21 protein-coding genes are annotated in these 21,859 nt (G+C 64.4%); 13 read left to right on the top strand and 8 right to left on the bottom strand.

The features are described from left to right. Positions 1 to 130: 130 nt before the first annotated feature. The gene (locus QF015_RS12870; protein WP_429389453.1) at positions 131 to 304 is read left to right on the top strand and encodes a hypothetical protein; all 174 of its coding nucleotides are present in this window, start codon (positions 131 to 133) and stop codon (positions 302 to 304) included. 4 nt (positions 305 to 308) lie between these two features. On the opposite strand, the gene QF015_RS12875 is transcribed toward QF015_RS12870, so the two are convergent. From QF015_RS12875 to QF015_RS12890, 4 genes are all read right to left on the bottom strand, one after another. After that, positions 309 to 758 (bottom strand): oxidoreductase, encoded by a 450-nt coding sequence (locus QF015_RS12875; protein ID WP_310211147.1) that lies wholly within the window; start codon positions 756 to 758, stop codon positions 309 to 311. A 58-nt stretch (positions 759 to 816) separates the two neighbouring features. Further along, positions 817 to 1,011, bottom strand: a complete 195-nt coding sequence (locus QF015_RS12880; RefSeq protein WP_310211149.1) for a hypothetical protein — start codon at positions 1,009 to 1,011, stop codon at positions 817 to 819. A 4-nt stretch (positions 1,012 to 1,015) separates the two neighbouring features. Continuing rightward, a complete protein-coding gene (locus QF015_RS12885) occupies positions 1,016 to 2,092 on the bottom strand; it encodes a YihY/virulence factor BrkB family protein (protein ID WP_429389455.1) in 1,077 nt (358 codons plus the stop codon). Positions 2,093 to 2,206: 114 nt separating this feature from the next. Further along, positions 2,207 to 3,412: an ROK family transcriptional regulator gene (locus QF015_RS12890; protein WP_429389457.1), complete on the bottom strand. Its 1,206-nt coding sequence runs from the start codon at positions 3,410 to 3,412 to the stop codon at positions 2,207 to 2,209. 143 nt (positions 3,413 to 3,555) lie between these two features. Here QF015_RS12890 and xylA point away from each other — a divergent pair, with 143 nt between their 5' ends. The 7 genes from xylA (at position 3,556) to QF015_RS12925 (ending at position 12,431) form a co-directional block, all read left to right on the top strand. After that, the gene (gene xylA / locus QF015_RS12895; RefSeq protein ID WP_310211157.1) at positions 3,556 to 4,743 is read left to right on the top strand and encodes a xylose isomerase; all 1,188 of its coding nucleotides are present in this window, start codon (positions 3,556 to 3,558) and stop codon (positions 4,741 to 4,743) included. A gap of 88 nt (positions 4,744 to 4,831) precedes the next feature. Next, positions 4,832 to 6,262 carry a xylulokinase gene (locus QF015_RS12900; protein WP_429389458.1) on the top strand — a complete coding sequence of 477 codons (1,431 nt, stop codon included), beginning with the start codon at positions 4,832 to 4,834 and terminating at the stop codon, positions 6,260 to 6,262. A 69-nt stretch (positions 6,263 to 6,331) separates the two neighbouring features. Beyond that, positions 6,332 to 7,315 (top strand): LacI family DNA-binding transcriptional regulator, encoded by a 984-nt coding sequence (locus QF015_RS12905; RefSeq protein WP_310211271.1) that lies wholly within the window; start codon positions 6,332 to 6,334, stop codon positions 7,313 to 7,315. Positions 7,316 to 7,538: 223 nt separating this feature from the next. After that, positions 7,539 to 9,260: a ribulokinase gene (araB, locus tag QF015_RS12910; protein ID WP_429389460.1), complete on the top strand. Its 1,722-nt coding sequence runs from the start codon at positions 7,539 to 7,541 to the stop codon at positions 9,258 to 9,260. Then, positions 9,257 to 9,964, top strand: a complete 708-nt coding sequence (locus tag QF015_RS12915) for an L-ribulose-5-phosphate 4-epimerase (protein ID WP_310211165.1) — start codon at positions 9,257 to 9,259, stop codon at positions 9,962 to 9,964. The genes araB and QF015_RS12915 overlap by 4 nt, the downstream gene beginning before the upstream one ends. Positions 9,965 to 10,017: 53 nt before the next feature. Further along, positions 10,018 to 11,538: an L-arabinose isomerase gene (gene araA / locus QF015_RS12920; protein WP_310211167.1), complete on the top strand. Its 1,521-nt coding sequence runs from the start codon at positions 10,018 to 10,020 to the stop codon at positions 11,536 to 11,538. Beyond that, positions 11,535 to 12,431 carry an aldose 1-epimerase family protein gene (locus QF015_RS12925; RefSeq protein WP_429389462.1) on the top strand — a complete coding sequence of 299 codons (897 nt, stop codon included), beginning with the start codon at positions 11,535 to 11,537 and terminating at the stop codon, positions 12,429 to 12,431. Before araA ends, QF015_RS12925 begins: the two co-directional genes overlap by 4 nt. A 50-nt stretch (positions 12,432 to 12,481) precedes the next feature. Here QF015_RS12925 and QF015_RS12930 read toward each other — a convergent pair whose 3' ends face one another. Then, positions 12,482 to 13,516: a LacI family DNA-binding transcriptional regulator gene (locus QF015_RS12930; RefSeq protein ID WP_310211173.1), complete on the bottom strand. Its 1,035-nt coding sequence runs from the start codon at positions 13,514 to 13,516 to the stop codon at positions 12,482 to 12,484. A 126-nt stretch (positions 13,517 to 13,642) separates the two neighbouring features. Here QF015_RS12930 and QF015_RS12935 point away from each other — a divergent pair, with 126 nt between their 5' ends. From QF015_RS12935 to panD, 5 genes are read left to right on the top strand one after another with little or no spacing between them, the layout of a single operon-like run. Then, positions 13,643 to 14,038 carry an L-rhamnose mutarotase gene (locus QF015_RS12935; protein ID WP_429389464.1) on the top strand — a complete coding sequence of 132 codons (396 nt, stop codon included), beginning with the start codon at positions 13,643 to 13,645 and terminating at the stop codon, positions 14,036 to 14,038. Next, on the top strand, positions 14,035 to 15,201 hold the full coding sequence (gene rhaI / locus QF015_RS12940; protein ID WP_310211178.1) for an L-rhamnose isomerase: 1,167 nt from the start codon (positions 14,035 to 14,037) through the stop codon (positions 15,199 to 15,201). Before QF015_RS12935 ends, rhaI begins: the two co-directional genes overlap by 4 nt. A 4-nt stretch (positions 15,202 to 15,205) precedes the next feature. Further along, complete coding sequence (locus QF015_RS12945) at positions 15,206 to 17,257, top strand: bifunctional aldolase/short-chain dehydrogenase (RefSeq protein ID WP_429389466.1); 2,052 nt, start codon at positions 15,206 to 15,208, stop codon at positions 17,255 to 17,257. Between the two features lie 8 nt (positions 17,258 to 17,265). Continuing rightward, positions 17,266 to 18,780, top strand: a complete 1,515-nt coding sequence (locus tag QF015_RS12950; protein ID WP_310211184.1) for a rhamnulokinase — start codon at positions 17,266 to 17,268, stop codon at positions 18,778 to 18,780. A 26-nt stretch (positions 18,781 to 18,806) separates the two neighbouring features. Then, positions 18,807 to 19,238 (top strand): aspartate 1-decarboxylase, encoded by a 432-nt coding sequence (panD, locus tag QF015_RS12955; protein ID WP_310211186.1) that lies wholly within the window; start codon positions 18,807 to 18,809, stop codon positions 19,236 to 19,238. Positions 19,239 to 19,303: 65 nt separating this feature from the next. Here panD and QF015_RS12960 read toward each other — a convergent pair whose 3' ends face one another. Genes QF015_RS12960 through QF015_RS12970 form a run of 3 tightly spaced genes read right to left on the bottom strand, consistent with a single transcriptional unit; the run spans position 19,304 to position 21,830 of the window. Further along, positions 19,304 to 20,635: a flavin monoamine oxidase family protein gene (locus QF015_RS12960; RefSeq protein ID WP_429389468.1), complete on the bottom strand. Its 1,332-nt coding sequence runs from the start codon at positions 20,633 to 20,635 to the stop codon at positions 19,304 to 19,306. A gap of 12 nt (positions 20,636 to 20,647) precedes the next feature. Further along, complete coding sequence (locus tag QF015_RS12965) at positions 20,648 to 20,980, bottom strand: cupin domain-containing protein (RefSeq protein WP_429389470.1); 333 nt, start codon at positions 20,978 to 20,980, stop codon at positions 20,648 to 20,650. 46 nt (positions 20,981 to 21,026) lie between these two features. Then, positions 21,027 to 21,830, bottom strand: a complete 804-nt coding sequence (locus QF015_RS12970) for a MoaF C-terminal domain-containing protein (RefSeq protein WP_310211194.1) — start codon at positions 21,828 to 21,830, stop codon at positions 21,027 to 21,029. Between the last annotated feature and the right edge of the window lie 29 nt (positions 21,831 to 21,859).

The following is a 21,859-nucleotide window of genomic DNA, read 5'->3' on the forward strand; positions in this document are numbered from 1 at the left end:
AGTCGTAGAAGGAGCCGGTGAGATAAGTGGTACACGGCTGAAACATGGCGTCGATGAGAAGAAACAATGGCCACCTACGCTGGTTTTACCTGGACAAAGAGGTCCACGAAACCACCGAAGGGACACCACTATGACGCTCTTGAAGACCCTGACATTTTTCCTTGACGCCAGCGGCAGCCACAGCGGCCCCTCCGGCGATCCAAAGGCTGGGAGCTCCACTGCTTCCGCCACCGGGCGCCTGACCTCCAGCGCTTGGGAGGGCTGGTGGGACGACGCCGACCAGGGCTTCCCCCCCGAAGCCTGAGCCCTCAATCCGTGACGGGTCCATCCCAAGACCACGGGGGAATCCGCAGCCCCGCCGGGACATCGTCCGCTGAACGTTCGTAGCGCGCCATGGTGTTGGTGGTGGCCCAGGCAAAGTAGTCGTGCAGCACCTGCCGGAGCGGATCATCCACCACCCCCACGTCTGTCAGCGCATGGTCAAAGCACTCGATCGCCCGCAGGTTCATCTCTTCGTGGGGACCGTTACCGCTGTGGATCCTGACGACTGAGGACTCGTCACCGTACGTGCCCGAGTAGAGCGGCGGTCCACCCAACGCCTCGCCCCAGTAGGAGGCGAGGCGCAGGCTGTGATCGGGGTGGACACCATGGCGGAACGCATGCCCCACCACCTCATCGTCAACAACCCTGACGTGCCAGGCGTGGGCCAGTGCCAGGAAAAAGTCCGCACCACCAGCGGCCTCAAATACCGTCTGCATGGTGACACGATGGCACGGGTGGGGCGGGACGGGAAGTGGGTCCGCGGAGCGTCAGGCTTCAGGAGGCCCGGGCGGCGAGCTCAACACGGGCCTTCGGCAGGCCGATGAAGGTGACCGATCCGCCGTCGAGCCCGAGCAGTTCCAGGCTGATGTTCGGCGAGTCTTCAAGGGATTGCACTGAGTCCACTCGAAAAAGCTCACCGCTGATACGGACGCTGTCTCCGGTCTTGATGGTCTTGAGCTTCTTGTTCACGCCGCTACTTCTTCTTGGACTCGTCACCGTGGGTTTCACGGATTTCCTCGCCGTCCCGGATAACTTCTTCTTCCTTCTCCTGCATCTTGTCGCTCTTCTTGGTGTCGCGGGGCGGCAACTGGATGCTTTCTTCGGCTTCGATGCCACCCTGAAGCTGCCGGCCGCGCTCCATCTCGGCGTCGAATTCCGCTCCGAACAGCAGGGACATGTTGAGGATCCAGAGCCACAGCAACATGATGATCACACCGGCCAGGGCACCGTACGTCTTGTTGTAGTTGCTGAAGTTGGCAACGTAGAAGCCGAAGCCAAGCGATGCCAGGGCGAAAATCACCAGGGCAATCAGGGAGCCCATGCTCATCCAACGGAACTTGGGCTGCTTGACGTTGGGCGTGAAGTAATAGAGCACGGCGATGATGGCCACCACGATGATGATGAGGACAGGCCACTTGGCAATGTTCCAGACAGTCAGGAACGTCTCCGACAGGCCGATGGCACCGCCTATGGCTTCCGCCACGGGGCCGCTCAAGACCAGCATGGCGGCCGCGAGCGCAGCACCGACAACCGCCACCACGGTGACAGCGAGCATGGTGCCACGCAGCTTGATGAAGCCGCGTCCTTCGTCCACTTCGTAGACCCGGTTCATGGCCCGGCTGAACGCGGTAACGTAGCCGGAGGCTGACCAGAGCGCCACGACGATGCCGAAGACCAGCGCGAAGCCGGCCGCATTGGATTGGGTCAGTTCCTCGATGGGCTGCCGCAGGGTGTCCACGCCCGGGCCGGGGGCGAACTGCTGGACGATATCCAGCAGTGCGGAGGTGGTCTTCCCTGCATCCCCGAAGATTCCCAAGAGGGAGACCAACGCCAGGAGCGCAGGGAAGAGGGCAAGGACACCGTAATAGGTGAGACCGGCTGCGGCGTCCGGGCACTGGTCCTTGGTGAACTCCCGCAAAGTCCGCTTGGCAATGTACATCCACGTGGGTTTCACGAGGTCGTTGGGACTATCCGGCTTACGCGAATCTTCCGGCGAAGGAGCGGTCTGCGCCTTGGCCGTGCTGGTGTGGGCTGAGTCTTGTGTAGTCATGGGGCACTCGTCCGTGGGGTTGGTTTTCGCGAACAACTGACCCATCAATAGTAAGCATGCTGATGAATGATGCGGAAGAACCCGCGCCGAATTACCGCCGACGATCTGGCGGGATCAGGCCAGCTTGCTTGCCAGGAGGAACTCGAACGGCGACTCAATGACCGACCTGATGACCTGCCCGGCTGCTCCCAGCAGCGTTCCGGAGTGTTCCAAGCCGGACACGGTCAGGCTGTCCGGATCCAGCAACCCCGGGGCATAGCGCTCCAGGCTTGAAAGCAATGCCGGCCTCAGCCACTCCGCGAGCACAGCGAAGTGACCGCCGAGGACAACTGCGTCGATATCCATCAACCGCGCAGAGGAGGCGAGCGCGACGCCCAGGTACCGCCCGGCGTCGTGAACTGCTTTCAGTGCGTGCGGATCCTCGGCGGCCAGGGCGGCCAGCAGCTGCTCCGTGCGTTCTCCCAGTGAACCGTCCGGGATGTTGGCCGCCTCAAAGATGGCCTCCTGCCCGGCAAAGGTCTCCAGGCACCCCGCCCCACCGCAGGAACATGCGGGCCCCTCGGGGTGCACCACAATATGACCCAGCTCGCCCGCCGAACCACCGGGTCCCCGATAGAGGTCCGACCCGATGATCACGCCGCCGCCAACACCCACTTCGCCAGAGACGTAGAGGAAGTCTGCCGGACCGCCGCCGTACCAAAGCTCGCCCAGCGCGGCGCTGTTGGCCTCGTTGGAGAGGCGGACGCCAAGCGGTGCTCCCTCAAGCAGGGAACGCGGGTCCAACTGCTCGTTCTCCCAGTGAAGGTTGGGGGCGGAAAGGACCACATGTCGTTGCTCATCCACGAGGCCCGGGACCGCCAGGCCGCCCCCCAGGATCGCGATCTGCCCGGAAGCCGCCGCGGCCTTTGCTTCAGCCACCAGGGCCGCCAACCGCTCCATGACTTTCGCGGGCGCCATCCCCCGGTTCCGCGACTCCACCGTGGAGTGGAACCGAAGATTTCCGCCCAGGTCCACCAGCCCGACGGCAAGGTAGTCGACGTTGATCTCCATGCCCACCACGCCGCGGCGGGAGCTGAGTTCCAGCCCCTGGCCGGGCCTCCCCCGTTCGCCATCCCGATAGAGGCCCACCTCGGAAACGAGGCCCGACTCCACCAGGTCCGCCACCAAGCTGGAGACAGCCGCCTTGGTGAGTCCGGTGCCGGCCGCAACTTGCGCGCGGCTGGGCTTTGCGTCGCCGGTCCGCGCAATCGAGTCCAACACCAGCGAAAGATTTCGACGGCGGACATCGCCGACGCGGCCGGGCGCTGTTGTCTCGTTCACTGGCGTGGGACTCCCTGCGGTTCGAAAAATTGTTTGCTGGCTTCCATTGACCATGATCCATCATCCCCCATATAGTTCAGATTGAAAACTAATTGGAGTGCTTCTCCTCGGCCTCCTCCCCCTGTGCTTTGCAAAGGAGCAAAATGACCCCGCAGCCCACACCCCAGGACCGCTTCACCTTTGGCCTCTGGACTGTCGGTTGGACCGGCGCCGATCCCTTTGGTGTAGCGACCCGACCCGCCTTGGACCCGGTGGAAGCAGTACACAAGCTCAGTGAGCTTGGCGCCTACGGCATCACGTTCCACGACAACGACCTGATTCCGTTTGATGCCTCCGCCTCCGAGCGGGACCTCATCCTCAAGAACTTCAAGGCGGCTTTGGCTGAGACCGGCCTGAAGACGCCGATGGTCACCACCAACCTGTTCAGCCACCCTGTTTTCAAGGACGGCGGGTTCACCTCGAACGACCGCTCGATCCGCCGCTTCGCCCTGAGCAAGATCCTGCGCAACATCGATCTCGCCGCCGAGCTTGGTGCGGAAACGTTCGTCATGTGGGGCGGCCGCGAAGGCAGCGAATATGACGGATCCAAGGACCTCTCCGCGGCCTTGGACCGGATGAAGGAAGGCGTGGACACTGCGGCCGGCTACATCAAGGAGAAGGGTTACGGCCTCCGGATTGCGCTGGAACCCAAGCCGAACGAACCGCGCGGTGACATCTTCCTCCCCACCGTCGGTCACGGCCTGGCGTTCATCGCCCAGCTGGAACACGGCGACATTGTGGGCCTGAACCCGGAGACGGGCCACGAGCAGATGGCCGGGCTCAACTTCACCCACGGCATTGCCCAGGCACTGTGGGCAGGCAAGCTCTTCCACATCGACCTCAACGGCCAGCGCGGTATCAAGTACGACCAGGACCTCGTCTTCGGCCATGGCGACCTGACCAGCGCCTTCTTCACCGTGGACCTCCTGGAGAACGGATTCCCCAACGGCGGGCCCAAGTACGACGGCCCCCGGCACTTCGACTACAAGCCATCCCGCACGGACGGTTACGACGGCGTCTGGGAATCGGCCAAGTCCAACATGTCCATGTACCTATTGCTGAAGGAACGCGCCCTTGCCTTCCGGGCAGATCCTGCGGTCCAGGAAGCCCTCGCCACCTCGGGTGTCTTCGAGCTGGGTGAGCCCACCTTGAACGCCGGCGAGACCACCGCTGACCTGCTGGCTGACGCCAGCGCGTTCGAAACGTTCGACGCCGATAAGGCCGCCGAGCGCTCATTCGCCTTCGTACGGCTTAACCAGCTGGCCATCGAGCACTTGCTCGGCTCCCGCTAAGCCACACCCACCCACCACAGTCCCGTCGCCGGGCTCCGCAAGGTCTCCTTGCAGAGCCCGGCGACGGTTCGCCGAAGGAACAAAACGCATGCCTCTCGTAGCCGGGATCGACAGCTCCACCCAGTCGTGCAAAGTGGTCATCCGTGACTCCGTCACCGGCGCCTTGGTGCGTCAAGGCCGGGCGTCCCATCCCGAGGGCACGGAGGTCCACCCTGATCACTGGTGGACTGCCCTCCAGGAAGCTGTCGCAGCGGCGGGTGGATTGGACGACGTCGACGCCGTGGCCATCGGCGGCCAGCAGCACGGGATGGTGTGCCTGGACGATTCCGGAAACGTTGTACGTCCCGCGCTCCTGTGGAACGACACCCGCTCCGCGCCCGACGCCGAAGAGTTGGTCCTCGACGCCGGTCATGGCGATGCCACTGCCGGCGCAGAATACTGGGCATCCAGCACCGGAACCGTGCCGGTGGCATCGCTGACTGCCACAAAGCTCCGCTGGCTGGCCCGGAATGAGCCGGAGAACGCGCGACGCACTGCCGCAGTGTGCCTGCCGCACGATTGGCTGTCCTGGCGGCTTGCCGGCCATGGCCCTGGAAGCGGACCTGCCTCGTTGGAGCTCCTCCGCACTGACCGCTCGGACGCTTCAGGGACGGGCTACTTCTCGGCCAGCAGGGGTGAGTACCTACCGAAAGTGCTCGAAAACACGCTCGGCCACGTACCGGTCCTGCCTGTTGTTGTGGGACCCCTGGAGGCTGCCGGCAAGACGCCGGGCGGTGCCTTGATCGGCCCCGGCGCTGGTGACAACGCGGCCGCGGGCCTGGGCGTCAGCGCCGCCGTCGGGGATGTTGTCATTTCCATAGGTACCTCGGGGACCGTCTTCGCGGTTTCCGAGGTTCCGGCACAGGATGCCAGCGGGCTGGTGGCGGGTTTTGCCGATGCCACCGGCAATTTCCTTCCACTGGCCTGCACGCTCAACGCAACACGGATTTTTGATGCTACGGCCGCGTTGCTCGGCGTTACCCTCTCCGAGCTTGGCAGGCTTGCACTCTCGGCCCCCGAGGGAGCCGAAGGCCTCACCCTCGTCCCCTATTTTGAGGGCGAACGTACACCCAATCTGCCTGATGCCACAGGCTCGCTCCACGGCATCACGGTCTCCAACTACACGCCGGCCAATCTGGCTCGGGCCGCCGTGGAAGGCGTGCTGTGCTCCCTTGCCGACGGACTGGCGGCGCTGCAGGCCCAAGGGGTCTCGGCCAAGCGCATCATCCTGGTAGGCGGCGGCGCCCAATCGGAGGCCGTCCAACAGGTTGCGGCCTCAGCCTTCGGACTGCCGGTCTTCGTACCCGAACCCGGAGAGTATGTTGCCGATGGGGCCGCCCGCCAGGCAGCAGGCGTCCTCATGGGCCAGTTGCCGGTTTGGCCTTTGGATGGAGTGGACGTGACACCCCCGGACACCAGCGGTACGGCTCCCTTCCTGTCGAGGTACCGCCGTGACGCCGCCAAGGTGGCTAAGGGCTGATCCTGACTGTCGGTGCTCTATCGTGACAGGGTGAGCCCAGATCAATCTGCACCAGCCCGGCCTCCTGTCATGGAAGACGTTGCCCGTGTGGCAGGCGTTTCCCACCAGACCGTTTCCCGGGTCCTGAACAACCACCCCAACGTGAGTTCCAAGACCCGCGAGCGCGTTGAGCAAGCCATCACGGAGCTGGGTTACCGCCGAAACACCGCCGCTCGCAGCCTGGTGACCCGGCGGTCCCAAACCATCGGGGTCCTCGGCAGTGAAATGGCGCAGTACGGACCGTCCCACACACTCCTTGGTGTTCAGCAGGCGGCACGGGACGCGGGCTACTTCGTCAGCGTGGCCGCCTTGCGGGAAGTGACACCGGAAACCATCAAGGACGCCATGGCACACTTCATGGACCAGGGCGTGGACGGCATCGTCGTGACAGTGCCGCATCCGGGGACTTTTGACGTGCTCCGTGATATCACTGCGCAGGTGCCCTTGGTAGCTGTGGGCTCGGTCGGCGACGAACATCTCAGCGGCGCCACTGTCGATCAGCGGCAAGGGGCGCGGCTCGCCGTCGAGCATCTCCTGGAACTGGGGCACCAGCGCATCGGCCACCTGTCAGGGCCGGCCGACTGGATTGACGCGGCTGCCCGTATTGACGGCTGGCGCGAGGCATTGGCCGACGCCGGAATCCATCCGGGAGCGTTGATCGAAGGTGATTGGAGTGCTGAGTGCGGCTATCGCGAAGGCCTGAAAATTGCCGCCGACCGTTCCGTGACCGCACTGTTCGTGGCCAATGACCAGATGGCCCTCGGTGTCCTGCGCGCATTCCATGAACTCGGCGTTCGGGTTCCGGAGGACATCAGCGTAGTGGGCTTTGACGACCAACCGGAGGCCGCCTACTTCATTCCGCCCTTGACGACCGTGGCGCAGGACTTTGAGGAACTTGGCCAGCGCTGCATCGGGTTGCTTTTGGATCGGCTGGATGGCGGCACGACCGTCGAGGCTGCCACCGTCATGCCGCGCCTGGTGGTCCGCTCCACTACGGCTACCGTCGCCTCCTAAGCTCCCTCCGGCCAAGTAGCAAGGGGGCGGTTGTGAGTACCCTCTACGGACTTCACTGCAGGCTGCCTGGGCGCGCCCGCTAAGAACCCGGGCCAAGAGCATCCGTTCGAGACGGCCCGCTCTTGACATCAAAGTTGTGAGCGCTAACAATTGCATCAGACCTTCTTCACTTTTCCACCCCGACCCCCGGCAATGAGGCCTTGGCCAGCCGGATGGAGACCTCATGAATACCTCTGAAAACCTCCCGCTGGACGAACAGTTCGTCATCGGCGTGGACTATGGCACTTTGTCCGGACGCGCCGTCGTCGTTCGTGTTTCGGACGGGGCTGAACTTGGCAGCGGCGTGTTCGAATACCCGCATGCCGTCGTCTCGGACCGTCTCCCGGGTTCGGGCCGGCGACTGCCCGCCGACTGGGCGCTGCAAGTACCCAACGACTACCGCGACGTGCTGCGCAATGCTGTACCGGCCGCCGTCGCCGATGCCGGCATCAAGCCGGAAAATGTAGTGGGCATTGCCACCGACTTCACGGCCTGCACCATGGTTCCGACGACGGCAGACGGCACGCCGCTGAACGAACTGGAACGCTTCGCTGACCGGCCGCACGCCTTCGTGAAGCTGTGGCGCCACCACGCTGCCCAGCCGCAGGCCGACCGCATCAACAAGCTCGCCGAAGAACGCGGCGAGTCCTGGCTTCCCCGCTACGGTGGCCTGATCTCGTCGGAGTGGGAGTTTGCCAAGGGGCTGCAGCTCCTTGAAGAGGATCCCGAAGTCTACGGCGCCATGGACCACTGGGTTGAGGCAGCGGACTGGATCGTCTGGCAACTCTGCGGCAGCTACGTCCGCAACGCCTGCACCGCCGGTTACAAGGGCATCTACCAGGATGGAAAGTACCCGTCCGAGGACTTCCTGGCAGCGTTGAACCCCGGATTCAAGGGGTTCGTGTCCGAAAAGCTGGAACACACCATCGGCCGTTTGGGCGACGCTGCAGGTTATCTGACCGAAGAAGCGGCAGCCTGGACCGGGCTTCCGGCCGGGATCGCCGTGGCAGTGGGAAACGTGGACGCCCACGTCAGCGCCCCGGCTGCCAACGCCGTAGAACCCGGACAACTGGTCGCCATCATGGGCACGTCCACCTGCCACGTCATGAACGGAGACGTCCTCCGTGAAGTCCCCGGCATGTGCGGGGTAGTGGACGGCGGGATCGTGGACGGCCTCTGGGGCTACGAAGCCGGCCAGTCCGGTGTGGGCGACATCTTCGGTTGGTTCACCAAGAATGGCGTACCGCCGGAGTACCACCAGGCTGCCCAAGACCAAGGCCTGGGAATCCACGAATACCTCACCGGGCTCGCGGAGCAGCAGGCCATCGGCGAGCACGGACTAATCGCCTTGGACTGGCACTCAGGTAACCGCTCAGTACTGGTGGACCACGAACTCTCCGGCGTGGTGGTGGGCCAGACCCTGGCCACGAAGCCCCAGGACACGTACCGGGCGTTGCTGGAAGCCACGGCATTTGGTACCCGCACCATCGTGGATGCCTTCCGCGATTCCGGTGTCCCGGTCAAGGAATTCATCGTGGCCGGCGGGCTCCTGAAGAACAAGTTCCTGATGCAGGTCTATGCCGACATCACTGGCTTGCAGCTTTCCACCATCGGATCCGAGCAGGGTCCCGCCCTGGGATCGGCGATCCATGCAGCCGTGGCTGCCGGGAAGTACAAGGACATCCGTGAAGCCGCCGCCTCGATGGCCGCAGCTCCCGGCGCCGTGTATACCCCCGTCCCGGAAAATGTTGCCGCCTACGAGGTCCTCTTCCAGGAGTACAAAGCACTCCACGACTACTTCGGGCGCGGCGCCAACAACGTCATGCACCGCCTCAAGGCAATCCAGCGCGCAGCACTTGAAGGCTCGGCGAACCAGGCCAACGCTTTGGAAGGAGCCTCCGCATGAGCACCCTGCTGGAAACCATCGCGCGGGTCCGTAAGGAAGTCTGCGAACTCCACGCCGAATTGACCCGCTACGAACTGGTGGTCTGGACGGCCGGGAATGTCTCGGGCCGGATACCCGGGCACGAGCTGATGGTCATCAAGCCGTCCGGCATCTCCTACGACCAACTCACACCGGAGTCCATGGTGGTCACAGACCTCTACGGCACGCCGGTCAGGGGCATGAACACCGGCAGTGCGGGCACCGTTGATTGGGGCAACCCGGAGCTGTCTCCCTCATCGGACACCGCCGCCCATGCCTACGTGTACCGGCACATGCCCGAGGTTGGCGGTGTGGTGCACACCCACTCCACCTATGCCACGGCCTGGGCTGCCCGCGGCGAGGAAATCCCCTGCGTCCTGACCATGATGGGTGACGAGTTCGGCGGACCCATCCCCGTGGGACCGTTCGCACTGATCGGCGACGACTCCATCGGTCAAGGCATCGTGGAGACCCTCAAGAACTCCAACTCCCCTGCCGTCCTGATGCAGAACCACGGGCCTTTCACCATCGGCAAGGACGCCCGCAGCGCAGTCAAAGCGGCCGTCATGTGCGAGGAAGTGGCCAGGACGGTCCACATCTCCCGCCAACTCGGTGAGCCACTGCCCATCGACCAGGCCAAGATCGAGTCCCTCTTCGACCGCTACCAAAACGTCTACGGCCGCTAGCGCGGAACACCCGAAGCCACCTCGAAAACCCCAAACACCCCAGGAGCAATGACATGCCCAGCGCCAACAACACCTCCCTCGACCAGTACGAGGTCTGGTTCCTCACCGGCAGCCAGCACCTCTACGGCGAGGACGTCCTCAAGCAGGTCGCAGCGCAGTCGCAGGAGATTGCCAACGCCCTGAACGCCAGCAGCGACGTCCCGGTCAAGCTCGTCTGGAAGCCGGTCCTCACCGATTCCGATGCCATCCGCCGCACGGCATTGGAAGCCAACTCCGATGACTCCGTGATTGGTGTGACCGCGTGGATGCACACGTTCAGCCCGGCCAAGATGTGGATCCAGGGCCTTGACGCGCTCCGCAAGCCGCTGCTGCACCTGCACACCCAAGCCAACCGCGACCTTCCGTGGGCTGACATCGATTTCGACTTCATGAACCTGAACCAGGCAGCCCACGGCGACCGCGAGTTCGGGTACATCCAGTCGCGCCTCGGCGTGCCGCGGAAGACCGTCGTCGGACATGTCAGCAATCCCGAGGTCGCCCGCCAGGTGGGCGCCTGGCAGCGCGCTTCGGCCGGCTGGGCCGCCGTCCGCACACTGAAGCTGACCCGTTTTGGCGACAACATGCGCAATGTCGCGGTCACTGAAGGTGACAAGACCGAAGCCGAGCTGCGCTTCGGCGTCTCGGTGAACACCTGGTCCGTGAACGAGCTCGCCGAGGCTGTCCACGGCACCGCGGAGTCCGACGTCGACGCTCTGGTTGCCGAGTACGAGCGGCTTTATGACGTAGCTGACGAGCTGAAAGCCGGCGCCGCCCGCCACGAGTCGCTGCGGTACAGCGCCAAAATCGAACTCGGCCTCCGCAGCTTCCTGGAAGCCAACGGCTCGGCAGCGTTCACGACGTCGTTCGAGGACCTGGGCGCGCTGCGCCAGCTCCCCGGCATGGCTGTCCAGCGCCTCATGGCCGACGGTTACGGCTTCGGTGCCGAGGGTGATTGGAAGACCGCCATCCTGGTCCGCGCCGCCAAGGTCATGGGTGGCGACCTGCCCGGCGGCGCGTCGCTCATGGAGGACTACACGTACCACCTTGAGCCGGGCTCAGAGAAGATTCTCGGTGCGCACATGCTGGAGGTCTGCCCTTCACTGACCGCCAAAAAGCCGCGCGTGGAGATCCACCCCCTGGGCATCGGCGGCAAGGAAGATCCCGTCCGCATGGTGTTTGACACGGACGCCGGCCCCGGAATCGTCGTCGCACTGTCCGACATGCGCGATCGGTTCCGCCTGGTCGCGAACGTCGTGGACGTCGTCGACCTTGACCAGCCGCTCCCCAACCTGCCGGTGGCCCGTGCCCTCTGGGAACCGAAGCCCGACTTCGCTACGTCTGCCGCCGCGTGGCTGACCGCCGGCGCCGCGCACCACACGGTATTGTCCACGCAGGTGGGCCTGGACGTGTTCGAGGACTTCGCCGAAATCGCCAAGACGGAACTCCTCACCATCGATGAAGGCACCACCATCAAACAGTTCAAGAAGGAACTCAACTGGAACGCCGCGTACTACAAGCTGGCCGGCGGCCTGTGAGCACTGAATTCACGCTGGGCGCGGGTGGTTACACGGCCGTTGTGACCGCCCGTGCGGCCGCCCTGCGCGTGCTGCAGTTCGAGGGGCGGGACCTCATTGTCCCGTTTCCGGAGGGTGGTCCGATCCCGGATTACCGTGGCATCATCGCCGCACCGTGGCCCAACCGGATCGCAGACGGCAGGTACAGTTTCGACGACGTCGATCACCAGTTGCCGGTCAATGAACGTGAACGGGCCACAGCGTTGCACGGGCTCGCCTTCCCGCTCGATTGGGTCCTGAAAGAGTCCGACGCCGGTTCGCTCACCTTGACATGCACGGTTGGCCCCTCTGCGGGATATCCCTTCACCCTGGAGCTTTTGGCACGGTTCGCCCTGGATGACGCCGGTCTACACACATCGGTCACGGCCCGGAACACAGGATCTGAGACCGCTCCCTACGGAGTTTGTCCGCACCCGTACCTGGTGGCCGGATCCTCGCCACTGGACCAGTGGGTCCTGGATTTCGCCGCGGACTCGTTCCTGGAGGTCACGCCGGACAGGTTGCTTCCCCTGGGCCTTCAGAGCGTGGAGGGTCACGCTTTCGACTTCCGCCAGGCGCGCGCCCTCGGCAGCACCGAAATCGACCATGCCTTCACGGGTCTGGCCTTCGACGGCGGCCTGGCGCGGCTTGCCGTGCGGGACCCGGCGGGCACCGGCGTCGGAATGTCCTGGGACGAAAGCTGCCCCTGGCTGCAGATCCACACCGCTGACAAGCCGGCACCGATCCCGAGCCGGATTGGATTGGCCGTGGAACCCATGACCTGCCCGCCGGACGCGTTCAACAGCGGCACGGACCTGATCCGGCTGGATCCCGGTGCCGAGCACACGGCGTCGTGGAGCATCTACGCCCTGTAGCAACCCAGCCGGGTAACAGCACAGGTCGCTGTGGGCGGCCACATGTGCTGTTACCCAGCTGGTGCGGGCTGGCTTGCCGCGCCGGCCGTGCTTTGACGGACCACCAACTCGGGCGTGAAGACCACCGCCCGGTGCTTGGTCCCTCCGTTGTCCTGTTCCTCCACGAGCAACTCGATCGCCGTCCGGCCCAGCGCCTCGGTGGGCTGGCGGATGGATGACAAGGGCACCACTGCGGAGATGGCGAAGTCGATATCGTCATAGCCAATCAGGGCGATGTCCTCGGGGATTTTCACCGTGCGCAACATGGTCAGGGACTGCATCACGCCCAGCGCCAGGAGGTCGTTGGAGCAGAACACCGCTTCGGGCCGCTCCTCCGGAGTGCGTTCCACCAGCTTGTTGCCCACGTTCCGGCCCGAAAGTACCGTCTGCCCGGCGGAGTCGAGCACTTCAATGCCGGCACCGGGCACTTCGGCGACGGCACGCTGCGCACCCTTGAGCCGGGTGGCCACCTGGCGGATGGAAGGCGTGCCAACAAAGGCCAGTCGACGGCGGCCCAGGTCCAGCAGGTGCTTGGCGGCCAGATACCCGCCTTCCTGGTCATCCACGGAAACTGAGCTGCAGCGATCGGTGTCCGCGAGTTCGTCCACCAGGACAGTGGGTACGCCGCGTTCGCGCAGGGTGTCGATCCGCTCTCCCACGTTGCCCACGGGAGAAATCAGCAGGCCTTGGACGCGCTGCTCCTGGAACAGGTCCATGTAGTGCGCTTCGCGCGAAGCATCCTGTCCGCTGTCGCCAACAAGCACTACGCTTCCCAGCGCGGTGGCAGCGTCCTCTGCGGCACGGGCTACCGAGGAGAAGAAGGGGTTGCCGACGTCCAGGACGATGAGGCCGATGGTCCGGCTCTGGCCCGCTCGGAGCTGGCGGGCGGCGTCATTGCGGACGAAGCCCAGTTCGGCGATGGATTTGAGGACGCGCTCCTTGGTCCGCTGCGAAACACGATCCGGGTAATTGAGCACATTGGAAACAGTTCCCACTGCTACCTGGGCGTGGGTTGCAACGTCTTTGATGCTCGCTGTCTGGGACATGCTTTCCGATCTCCGTTGGCTGACGTCAATGTGCTGGAAACGCCTTGACACCCTCCCGTTTCCGAGGGTAATTTGAATCGTAACAAATGAAACGATTCAAAGACGAGTGACCCTGGAGAAACGCAGATGAGGGTTTGTTTCCGTTCCTCAGTCCAACCGGAACTGATGGCCGAGTACAAGCAACGCCACGCCGCCGTCTGGCCGGACATGCTGGCAGCACTGAAGGACGCCGGCTGGAACAACTACTCGTTGTTCCTGGCTCCCGACGGCCAATTGATCGGCTACTTGGAGTGTGAGGACTACGAGGCAGCCCAGGCCCGCATGGCCGTGACAGAGGTCAATGCGCGCTGGCAGGCAGAGATGGCCACCCTCTTTGCGAACAGCGACCTTCCACCGGACCAGGGCTTCGAGATCGTTGAAGAAGTTTTCAACCTTCAGGACCAGCTCGCCGCCGCAGCCGCCGGCGCCACAGCAGCACCCACAGACGCAACCGCCCACGAATACCAAAAGGATCAAGCATGAACACCACAGAATCGGCCCTGGGCCGTCTAGGGGAACTGGCCATTGAAGTGCCGTCCTGGGCCTACGGAAATTCCGGGACCCGGTTCAAGGTCTTCGGCACCCCTGGCACTCCGCGCACCGTTCAGGAAAAGATCGCCGACGCCGCCAAAGTCCACGAGCTGACCGGCTTGGCGCCCACCGTGGCCCTGCACATTCCGTGGGACAAGGTGGACGATTACGCCGCCCTGCGCGATGACGCTGCCGGCCTGGGAGTTGGGCTGGGCACCATCAACTCCAACACCTTCCAGGATGACGAGTACAAGTTCGGCTCCCTGACCTCGTCCAACGAGTCAGTGCGCCGCCGGGCCATCGATCACCACCTGGAGTGCATCGGGATCATGCACGAAACCGGGTCCAGGGACCTGAAGATCTGGCTGGCTGACGGCACCAACTACCCCGGCCAGGATGACATCCGCGGCCGCCAGGACCGTCTCGCGGAAAGCCTCCAGGAAATCTACGCGGGCCTCGGCGATGAGCAGCGCCTGGTCCTGGAATACAAGTTCTTCGAGCCGGCTTTCTATCACACCGATGTTCCGGACTGGGGCACCTCCTACGCGCAGACCCTGGCCCTGGGCGAGAAAGCCTTCGTCTGCCTGGACACCGGCCACCACGCTCCGGGCACCAACATCGAGTTCATCGTGATGCAGCTGCTGCGCCTGGGCAAGCTGGGTTCCTTCGACTTCAACTCCCGCTTCTACGCGGACGACGACCTCATTGTTGGCGCCGCCGATCCGTTCCAGCTGTTCCGCATCATGCACGAAGTTATCCGTGGCGGCGGTTTCGGAAAAGAATCCGGCGTCGCCCTGATGCTGGACCAGTGCCACAACCTTGAAGAGAAGATCCCGGGCCAGATCCGCTCGGTGCTCAACGTCCAGGAAATGACGGCCCGCGCGTTGCTCGTGGATACCGCAGCACTCTCCGAAGCTCAGCGTGCCGGCGATGTCCTGGCCGCCAACGGCATCTTCAACGATGCCTTCTACACGGACGTCCGCCCGGCCCTGGCCGAGTGGCGCGAATCCCGGGGCCTGCCCGCCGATCCGATGGCCGCCTACAAGGCCAGCGGATACCAGAAGAAGATCAACGAGGACCGCGCAGGCGGCCAGCAAGCCGGATGGGGCGCATAAAGGCATGAACATGCAGAACACAGACAACACCACTGTTGAAGACCTGATTTCCCGTTCCAACCGACTCGGTGCGGACAAACGGAACACCAACTTCGCCGGCGGCAACACCTCCGCCAAGGGCACCGAGAAGGATCCTGTCACTGGCCAGGACGTTGAGCTCCTGTGGGTCAAAGGCTCCGGCGGAGACCTCGGCACGCTGAAGGCCGGGAACCTTGCCGTTCTCCGGCTGGACCGGCTGCAGGCACTCAAGGACGTTTACCCCGGCGTCGAGCGTGAAGACGAGATGGTGGCCGCGTTCGATTACTGCCTGCACGGCAAGGGTGGCGCTGCGCCGTCCATCGATACCGCCATGCACGGGCTCGTCGACGCGGCGCACGTTGACCACCTGCACCCGGACTCGGGCATCGCCATCGCCACCGCGGTGGACGGCGAAGCACTGACCTCCAAGGTCTTCGGCGACAAGGTTGTCTGGGTTCCCTGGCGTCGCCCCGGTTTCCAGCTCGGCCTGGACATCGCCGCGATCAAGGAAGCCAACCCGCAGGCCATCGGCACCATCCTGGGTGGCCACGGCATCACGGCGTGGGGCGCCACCAGCGAAGAAGCCGAAAGGTACTCGCTGTGGATCATCGACCAGGCCGAGGCCTACATCAAGGAGAACGGTAAGGCCGAGCCTTTCGGCGCCAAGCTCCCCGGCTACGCCGCACTCCCCGAAGCAGAGCGCAAAGCCAAGGCAGCCGCCCTGGCCCCCGTGATCCGTGGCCTGGCCTCGACGGACAAGCCGCAGCTGGGGCACTTCAGTGATGACGCCGCCGTTCTTGAATTCCTTGAGTCCACGGAGCACCCCCGCCTTGGCGCGCTGGGCACCTCCTGCCCGGACCACTTCCTGCGCACCAAGGTCAAGCCACTGGTCCTGGACGTGCCGGCCGACGCCTCGATCGAAGATTCGGTCAACCGCCTGAAGGAACTGCACGCCGCGTACCGCGAGGACTACCAGGCGTACTACGACCGCCACGCCGACGACAACAGCCCGGCCCTTCGCGGCGCTGACCCTGCCATCGTGCTGGTTCCCGGCGTTGGCATGTTCTCCTTCGGCAAGGACAAGCAGACCGCACGCGTGGCCGGCGAGTTCTACCTCAACGCCATCAATGTGATGCGCGGCGCCGAGGCCATCTCCACGTACGCCCCGATCGAGGAATCCGAGAAGTTCCGCATCGAGTACTGGGCCCTGGAAGAAGCCAAGCTTGCCCGCATGCCCAAGCCCAAGTCCCACGCCACCCGCATCGCGCTGGTGACCGGTGCGGCGTCGGGCATTGGCAAGGCGATCGCCACCCGCCTGGCGTCCGACGGCGCGTGCGTCGTCATTGCCGACCTGAACCTCCAGAACGCGCAGAAGGTGGCCGAGGAACTGGGCGGATCCGACGTCGCCATCGGTGTCCAGGCTGACGTGACCGACGAAGCACAGATCGCCGCCGCGATCCAGGAAGCAGTGCTCGCCTTCGGCGGCCTGGACCTGGTGGTCAACAACGCCGGCCTGTCCATCTCCAAGCCGCTGCTCGAGACCACCGAGAAGGATTGGGACCTCCAGCACAACGTCATGGCGAAGGGCTCGTTCCTGGTGTCCAAGGCCGCTGCCAAGGTCATGATCGACCAGGGCTTGGGCGGGGACATCATCTACATCTCCTCCAAGAACTCCGTCTTCGCAGGCCCGAACAACATCGCCTACTCCGCCACCAAGGCAGACCAGGCGCATCAGGTCCGCCTCCTCGCCGCTGAACTGGGCGAGTACGGTGTCCGCGTCAACGGCATCAACCCCGACGGCGTGGTCCGCGGCTCCGGCATCTTCGCCGGCGGCTGGGGCGCCAAGCGGGCAGCCGTCTACGGCGTGGACGAGCAGGAACTGGGCAAGTACTACGCCCAGCGCACGCTCCTCAAGCGCGAAGTCCTCCCGGAGCACGTGGCCAACGCCGCCGCCGTGCTGACCAGCAACGAACTCTCGCACACCACCGGCCTCCACATCCCCGTGGACGCCGGCGTGGCAGCAGCGTTCCTGCGCTAGGACCGACAGTGAATAACGGAACCACCGCAGGCACCGTCCCGGCACTCGCCGGGGCGGTGTCCTCTCACGCAGACCACAACACAGTGTTCGCGGCCATCGACATCGGTGCTTCCTCCGGGCGCGTCATGCTCGGCCGCACCTCCCCTGCGTTCGGGGTGTCGCTCGAGACGATCCACCGTTTTCCGAACGGTGTCATACAGCTCGACGGCGGCCTCCACTGGGATTTCGACGCCCTCTTCGGCGAGGTACTCAAGGGGCTTATGGCCGCCGCTGACGTTGCGACCACCAACGGCGAGCGCATTGTCAGCATCGGCATCGACACGTGGGCGGTGGACTACGGCCTGGTGAATGACGCCGGTGAACTCACCTCGGTTCCGTTCAGCTACCGGGACGAGCGCAGTAGGGCAACAGTGGAGCGGGTCCACGCAGCGATCCCTCCGGAAAAGCTGTATGCCACCACGGGCCTGCAGTTCCTCCACTTCAACACCTTGTATCAACTCGTGGCGGAGCCGAACCTTGACGGCCTGCAAGCCCTGCTGATGCCGGACCTCATCGCATTCCTGCTCACGGGTAAGCGCCGGACCGAGGCCACCAACGCCTCCACTACCGGGCTGTTCGATGCCGTTGCCGGTGAGTGGGCCACCGAATTCCTGGACGCCCTTGAATTGCCGCGGAACATCTTCCCCGACCTCATCCAGCCCGGCGAAACCGTGGGCACCCTGCTTCCCGCGATCCTCGAGCAAACGGGCTTGCCGGCGGACACCACCGTGGTTGCCGTGGGTTCGCACGATACCGCCTCGGCGGTGGCTGCCGTACCCGCTGAAGGCCAGGATTTTGCCTACGTCTCGTCCGGGACCTGGTCCTTGGTGGGTGTCGAACTGGCCACGCCCGTCCTCAGTGAGGCGGGCCGCCAAGCCAACTTCACCAACGAGCGCGGCGTGGACGGCACCATCCGGTACTTACGCAACGTCGGTGGCTTGTGGCTGCTGAGTGAATGCCAGCGTGCGTGGGCCGCCGATGGCTACACACAGGCACTCCCTGCACTGCTCGATTCGGCGGCCGCGCTTCCTGCCGGAGGTCCGCAGATCAATGCCGATGATCCTGCTTTCACCGCACCCGACAACATGCCGGATCGCATCCGCGCAGCCGTGCGAAACACCGGTGCCGTGCTCCCCGACCGGCCCGCCGCCGTCGTGCGGTGCATTATGGACAGCCTCGCGGCCGGCTACGCGCGGACACTGGCCGACGCCGAACGGCTCACCGGCCGCACCGTCGAGGTGGTGCACATCGTGGGTGGTGGCTCGCAGAACCGGCTCCTGTGCCAACTGACCGCGGACGCCACGGGGAAGCCCGTGATTGCCGGTCCCGTCGAGGCGACTGCTCAGGGCAATGTCCTGGTCCAAGCCCGCGCTGCCGGGGTGGTGGCCGGCGGGCTGGCCGGGCTGCGTGAACTCGTGGCCGCGGGAACCAGCTTGGAACGCTATGAGCCGGCCGAACGTCTGGTACGTCACAGCGCCGGATGAGGGTGCCGCGCTAAACTGGTCGCATTATGATCCGCACAATGTTCAAGTCCAAGATCCACCGTGCAACGGTGACCCACGCCGACCTCCACTACGTCGGTTCGGTCACTGTCGACCTGGACCTCCTGGACGCGGCCGACATTCTTCCCGGCGAGCTCGTCTCCATTGTGGACGTCACCAACGGCGCCCGCCTGGAGACGTACACCATCGCCGGCGAGCGCGGTTCGGGCGTGATCGGGATCAACGGCGCGGCTGCGCACATGGTCCATGTGGGTGACACCGTCATCCTCATCACCTATGCCGAAATGACCACGGAGGAAGCAAAGGCTTACGAGCCCAAAGTGGTCCACGTCGGCAAGGACAACAAGATCCTGCAGCTCGGCAACGACCCAGCGGAAGGGCACACTCCCGGACTCATGCGCCCACCGCACGCGCTGAGCAACGCAGCCCACCTCAGCTAAGACTCACAACAAACGCTCGACGCCGGCACTCAAGTCAGTGCCGGCGTCGAGCGCTTTTCGACGCTTCAGCCCACGACGGCCGTGGCCGGTATCGGTGGTCGTGCCTCACGGCCCAGCGCCGATGCAGCCTGCCGTGCGGCGTCGAGGCCGCTCTCGATGGCACCGTCGATGAACCCTCCCCATCCGTTGGCAACATCGGATCCGGCCAGGCGGATTCTTCCCTCCGGGCGCTGGAGTTCGGCCAGGTACCTCGTGAGGTAGCCGGTGTAATGCATGGGCCAGGTGGACCGTGCATGTTCGTCGGCAACCCAGTTGTGCCCGGCGACGTCGAGCACTGTCAGCCCGGGAACGATGGCGTCCAGATGCCGTTGCGCTGCAGCCGCGTCCTCGACGTCCACAGCCCCGGCGTCGGGGCCGAAACAAACCAGCGTGGTGGTGTCGTGGTCGATGTATTCGGCTTGGACGAAGTTCAGGGCTCCTGTCTCGGGCCCAAACGCGACGAACCTTTCCTGCCGGCCTTGCACCCTGACCCACAATTTGGCGCCGCGGCCTGCCTGCCCCCGCGCGGCCGCTTCCCTCTTTCCGGGCGACAGCGCTGGTTGAATATCGACGTCGTTCAGGACGCTGAGCGGAAGGGCAACAATGAGCTGACGGGCCGCGTACTGCTTGCCCGCTTCCGTTGTCACAAGGACTCCCTCGTCATCCTGCCCGATGGACGAGACTCCCTGGTTCAGCCGCAGCTCAGCCGTTGAGTCCGCAAGCATCGCCTCGGCGAGAGCGCGGGTGCCGCCGTCGATCTTGAAGCTGGCGCACGCCTCGAACATGAGCTGCCAGTCCCCACTGGCTACGGCGCACCAGCGCAGCGCCTGGGTGTAGGCGGCTTGATCGAGCCTGCCGTTGAAGTTCAGCGTCCAGAAGGATCTCAGGAGCTGGCGCTCATCCTCTGCGAGATCCAACCGATCGATTGCTTCCGAGAGCGTCAGCTCGTCAATGTCCGCCACCCCGGGATTTTCCAGGGGTGACCATGGCATCGGGAAATAGCGCCGCGAGTCGGCCAGCAGGAGGCGGTTTGGCCCATCCAGCAGTTCCATCAAGCTTTCCGCGGTGCCTTCATGCCGTGTGCCGCCCACAATCCAGGACGCTTTGGTGAACTCCGGACCAGGCAGTGCCTTGATCCCATACCGCCCCATTTCCGCCCACACATACGGCTGGGTCCAGTGCACCCACGTGCCGCCGAGTTCCAGGTTCCGGCCAAGTCGCTCGGCCAGATGGGTGCGTCCGGCGATCCGGTCCTTGGCCTCCAGCAGGATGGTGGCATGTCCCCTGCGGGACAGTTCCCTTGCGGCTGTGAGACCGGCAAAGCCAGCGCCGATGACGATGACGTCGGAGGTTTCCACTGTGCCCGTTCCTCAGCTGTAGACGAAGAATTCGACGGTCGGTTCCAGAACACTCCAGCGGGTCATCGCCCCTTGGGAGAGGGAAGCCATGGAACCCTGCCCGAGGTCGAGGGTCTCGCCGCCCTTGACGTCGATGCGGAGGTGGCCGGAGACGATGTAGATGGTCTCATCCTGGTCGATCGGCAGGTCGAACGGTTGCGGCGCTTCCTCCGGCGTGACTTTCCAGATGCCGCCGCTCAGCGACTCGTTTCCGTTGTCGCCGGGGCGCCGAAGCCATTGGACGCTGCCCAGTGCAAAGGGCTCAAAAGCTGCGGGGTCAAAGGTGGCATGAAAGACCTGGGACATGGTGTTGCTCCTCTGTTGTGATGGTCTCGCGGAGGTGGAATTCCACTCAATGTTTGTGGGTGTCCTGGGGGTAGCTCGTGGTGTTCAGGACAGTGAGCCTGGAGTTGAACGGCAAGGTGACCGGTTCCGCGGCGGGATTGTCCCAGCCAAACATCCGCCCGATGGAGCGCTGTTCGCGCAGGTCGATCAGCAGCACGGCTTCAACGGTCATCACCTGTTCGGTCCAGAAGAAGATGTAGAGGTCCTCCGCCACGGCCCACGTCATGCAGCGGTCGGTATCTGCCAGTCCCGCTTCTCCTCCGCGGACGCAGTGCCACGTGAAGGTCCCTTGGTTCAGGTAGATGTGCTCATAGGATTCGACGTCGCTGTAGCGGTAGAAGATGCGCTTGCCCACGAGGTCCGAGGACCGTTGATGGACCGTCGGCTGGCCGCTGGTGTTGGCGTGCGTGAAGTCGGTAGTTCCCCGCATCTTGCCGTCCAAGGTGACAAACCTGGAAACGGCTGTGGTGATGGCGCCTGTGGATTGATCGAAGATGATGGTGACGTTTTCGGCGTCGGCGTCCCTGCCTTCATCCTGCCCCCGGACGAAATCGATAATGAAGATCCCGGGGCGGGCCTCAATCGCCTTGTAGGCAGTGGTCCCGCTGGAAGTGCCCTCGTTCCACGTCAGCGTTGACGGGGTGAGGAAGCTGTACTCAAGAGGGGTGCCGTCAGCTGCCTGAAGAAAAATAGTCGTGGCGGCAAGCGCAGCAGACGCAGGCAGGGTCTGGTCTCCGAAGCCATCGAGCATGGTGGAGACTGGGGGCCATTCTTCCTCGGGAACGTAGTCCTGGAGTTCAGTGGAGGTCATGGGTTGGGTCCTTTTGGTCGGTTGATGGT

Origin of the sequence: Paenarthrobacter sp. TE4293, from assembly GCF_050435325.1 — a bacterium.
GTDB classification, from domain to species: Bacteria; Actinomycetota; Actinomycetes; order Actinomycetales; family Micrococcaceae; genus Arthrobacter; species Arthrobacter nitroguajacolicus_C.